General features: G+C 72.0%; 5 protein-coding genes. 1 reads left to right on the forward strand and 4 read right to left on the reverse strand.

Annotation, left to right across the window (positions count from 1 at the left end; all coding sequences use genetic code 11):
• On the reverse strand, positions 1-754 hold a 754-nt coding region (locus VGF64_17680; GenBank protein HEY1636590.1), incomplete at its 3' end, for a crotonase/enoyl-CoA hydratase family protein.
• Between the two features lie 164 nt (positions 755-918).
• On the opposite strand from VGF64_17680, the gene VGF64_17685 reads away from it, so the two are divergent.
• A complete protein-coding gene (locus VGF64_17685; GenBank protein HEY1636591.1) occupies positions 919-1,869 on the forward strand; it encodes a TIGR03619 family F420-dependent LLM class oxidoreductase in 951 nt (316 codons plus the stop codon).
• Here the strand turns inward: VGF64_17685 and VGF64_17690 are convergent.
• The 3 genes from VGF64_17690 to VGF64_17700 all read right to left on the reverse strand — a co-directional run.
• The gene (locus VGF64_17690; protein ID HEY1636592.1) at positions 1,856-2,629 is read right to left on the reverse strand and encodes an SDR family oxidoreductase; all 774 of its coding nucleotides are present in this window, start codon (positions 2,627-2,629) and stop codon (positions 1,856-1,858) included. The genes VGF64_17685 and VGF64_17690 overlap by 14 nt on opposite strands.
• The gene (locus VGF64_17695) at positions 2,626-3,393 is read right to left on the reverse strand and encodes an SDR family oxidoreductase (protein ID HEY1636593.1); all 768 of its coding nucleotides are present in this window, start codon (positions 3,391-3,393) and stop codon (positions 2,626-2,628) included. The genes VGF64_17690 and VGF64_17695 overlap by 4 nt, the downstream gene beginning before the upstream one ends.
• A gap of 38 nt (positions 3,394-3,431) precedes the next feature.
• A partial coding sequence (locus tag VGF64_17700) for a cytochrome P450 (GenBank protein HEY1636594.1) occupies positions 3,432-3,633 on the reverse strand: 202 nt, incomplete at its 5' end.

Consider the following 3,633-nt stretch of genomic DNA (forward strand, 5'->3'; position numbering starts at 1 on the left):
GCGGCCCTTCCTTGGCGTCCTCGGTGCCGAAGATCGGCCAGCCGATCTCGAGCTCGATCTTGAGCGCCTCGTCCTCGGGGAGGCCCTCGGTCTCCCGCACCGAGCGCTTGATCGCCTCGACGGCCAGTGGTCCGTTCTCGCCGATGAGGCCGGCGATCCGCCTGGCCTCGGCGAGGGCGTCGCCGTCGGGCACGACCCGGCCGACGAGGCCGATGCGATGGGCTTCCCGGGCGCTCACCGAGCGACCCGTCAGCAGCAGCTCCATCGCCACCGTGTAGGGGATCTGCCGGGCCAGGCGAACGGTGGAGCCCCCCAAGGGGAAGAGGCCCCGGCGGGCCTCGAACACGCCGAAGGTCGCGCCCTCGCCGGCGACCCGGATGTCGGTGGCCTGGAGGATCTCGGTTCCCCCGGCGACGGCGTAGCCCTCCACCGCAGCGATGAGCGGCTTCTTCACGTGGTGGTGGCGGAGCAGGGCCTTCCAGTGGAGGTCGGGGTCGGCCTGCATGCGCTCCCGGTAGGCGTCGGGCTGCTGTGAGCCGCCCATGGCCTTGAGGTCGGCGCCGGCACAGAAGGTGCCACCAGCGCCGGTCAGGATGGCGCAGCGGACGTCGTCGTCACCGTCGATCTCGGCCCAGGCGTCGGCCATGCCGACCAGCATCGGCAGGCTGAAGGCGTTCCTGGCCTCGGGCCGGTTCATCGTCACGATCACGGTGGAACCGTCCCGCTCGACCGTCAGGTGCTCGGTGCCTGCCACGGGTACTCCTCGCTCGCCGGTGCGCCGGCGGGTAGAACACATTCTATTTTGGCTCGGGGGCGATGCTAGCTTGGCGGCCGTGGACAAGGAACCCGGGCAGCCTCGACCGGGCGTCGCCGACGGCCTGGGACGCGGCGACCGCCGGTCCTGAGGAGGCTTCGAGCATGTCGGTGTCGATCGTGCCCCTCGGCCGGCTGGTCTACGGCATGCAGCTGCAGGTGCAGGCCAAGAGCAAGACGTTCGCCGAGGAGTGGGAGCTCGGGGCGGGCCGGGACGAGCTCGAGGCGATCGTCCGCAAGGCCGACGAGACCGGCTTCTTCTATGTCGGCGTCTGCGACCACATCGCCGTCCCGCGGCCGTTCGATGCCCACATGCGCACCACGTGGTACGACACGGTGGCCACCCTGGGCTGGATCGCGGCGTTGACCCGCAACGTGCGCATCCTCTCCCACATCTACGTGCTCGCCTATCGCCACCCGCTGCTCACGGCCAAGGCGTTCATGACCCTCGACGAGCTCTCCGGCGGCCGGGCGGTGCTCGGCGTCGGCACGGGCCACCTCGAAGGTGAGTTCAGCGTCCTGGGGGCCGACTTCCACGAGCGGGGCCGGCGCACCGACGAGGCCATCGACGTCGTCCGCGCCGCCTTGACCGAGGAGTACCCCGACGTGGACACGGGCTCGTGGTCGATCCACGACGCCGGGCTGGCGCCGCGGCCGCGTCAGCCCCAGGTACCGATCTGGGTGGGCGGGTCATCGCGGGCGGCCCTGCGACGAGCCGCCGAGCGGGGCGACGGCTGGCTCCCTCAAGGCACCCCCAGAGACGAGATGCCCGAGTCGATCGCCTACCTCCTCCAGCACCGCAAGGCGACGCGCGGCGACGAGCCGATCGACATCGGCGTGATCACCGAGGTGCTGTATGTCGGCGATCCGAGGTGGGACGTGGGGGCCCGCACCATCTCCGGCTCGCCCGAGCTGCTCGCCGAGCGGCTCAACGAGTTCGCGGGCATGGGAGTGAGCCACGTCCAGGTCAGATTTCGCAATCGCTCGCTGCAGGAGCTGCTGGACCAGATGGACGCCTTCGCCGCCGAGGTGGCGCCGCTTCTCACAGGCCCGTGAAACTCCCGCCGTCGCAGACGATGGTCTGGCCGGTGACGTAGCTCGCGCCGTCGCCGGACAGGAAGACGACGACCGCGCCGATGTCGCGCTCGGCGTCGCCGATCCGCCCCAGGGGGACGCGTGCGGTCACCCGCTTGCGCAGCTCGGGATTGGTCTCGAAGGCGCCCAGCAGCGCTGGCGTCTCCGCCACCGGGGCGATGCAGTTGACCGTGATCCCGTGCTCTCCCCACTCTCGGGCCAGGCTCTTGGCCATGGCCCGCTGGGCGGCCTTGACGGGCGCATAGATGGGGATGTTGGCGCTGCCCTCGACGCCCGCGGGCGACGTGACGAGGACCAGGCGTCCACGCTGGCCCGCGGCCCGCAGATGAGGGAAGGCGAGCTGGGCGCAGTGAAACGATCCCCACACCGCCGTGCGCGAGAAGCCGTGCCACATCCGGTCGTCGACCTCCTCCAACCGATGGGGCGCGCCGGCCCGGCCGCCGAAGGCGTTGTGGACCATGATCTCCAGCCCGCCGAAGCGCTCGACGGTCTCCGCTACGGCGGTCCCGACGTCGCCGCGAACTGTCACGTCGGTCTGTACACAGATCGCCGAGCCGCCGCGGTCCCGGATCTCGGCTGCCACCGGCTCACCCGTCACAGCCCGGCGGGCGGCTATGACGACGTTCGCCCCCTCACCCGCAAGGGCCAGCGCGATGCCCCTGCCCACTCCCTGCCCGGCGCCGGTCACCATGCCAGTGCGACCCTCGAGGGATCCGTTCACGGGGCCATCCAGACGCCGCCGTCGACGCAGATCGTCGCCCCCGTGACGAAGTGCCCGCCGTCGCTGGCCAGGAACACGACCACGGGCCCGAGGTCGGTCTCGGGATCGCCGGGGCGGCCGAGCGGCGCAGGGTTGAGCGGCAGATGGTGACGGCCGCCTGCCTCGTCGCCCTCGCCCGTGGCGGCCGCGGGAGCCACGCAATTGACCGTGATGCCGTGCGAGCCCCACTGACGAGCCGCCGACTTGGCCAGCAGCCGCTGGCCCTCCACGGCCGCCGTGTAGGGGACCAGGCCCGCCGCTCCCGACATCGAGAGCGTTGGAGTGGAGAAGATGATCCGCCCTCCGCGCCCTGCCATCTGGGTGAACGCCGCCTGGCACGACAAGAGGCTCGACCACATCATCCCCTCCCACACCGCCTCCCAACGATCCTCGTCCACGTCCACCAGGGCCACGGGCTCGACCGCGATCGGGTCGACGGCGGCGTGCACCACGATGTCGACCGCCCCCAACGCCCGGTCGGCCTCGGAGAAGACCGCTTCGACCTCGGCCCTGCTGCCATAGGCGACGGCGAACCGGGCGACCCGAGCGCCGGCGTCGGCCACGTCGACGGCGGCACCCTCCATGCTGTCGAGGTCGCCGCCCAGCAGTCCGATGTCGGCGCCCGCCCGTCCGAGGGCGACGGCCAGACCGCGCCCCAGCGCCTGGTCGGCGCCGGTCACGAGCGCCACCCGGTCTCGCAGCGGACGGGCGGGGTTGTCGGGCACCTGCGCTTTCTACACCGCCTCTGGGGCGGGGCCCGTGGTCAGCCGAGAATCCGCACCGGCAGGGTCCGCGGTCCCCGCACCTGGCCCGCCGACCAGGTCACCAGCGCCGGGTCGACCAGCTCGAAGGCCGGGTAGCGGGCCAGCCACTCCTCGAGCGCCACCCGCAGCTCCATGCGGGCCAGGTTGGACCCGAGGCAGCGGTGGATGCCGAGGCCGAAGGCGGCGTGACGGTTCTCGGCC

This window comes from Acidimicrobiales bacterium, from assembly GCA_036491125.1.
Lineage (GTDB): Bacteria > Actinomycetota > Acidimicrobiia > Acidimicrobiales > AC-9 > AC-9.

Bases quoted from the DNA above. Each gene is read 5' to 3' on its own strand.
- VGF64_17685 (HEY1636591.1), top strand. From the start codon at position 919: ATGTCGGTGTCGATCGTGCCCCTCGGCCGGCTGGTCTACGGCATGCAG.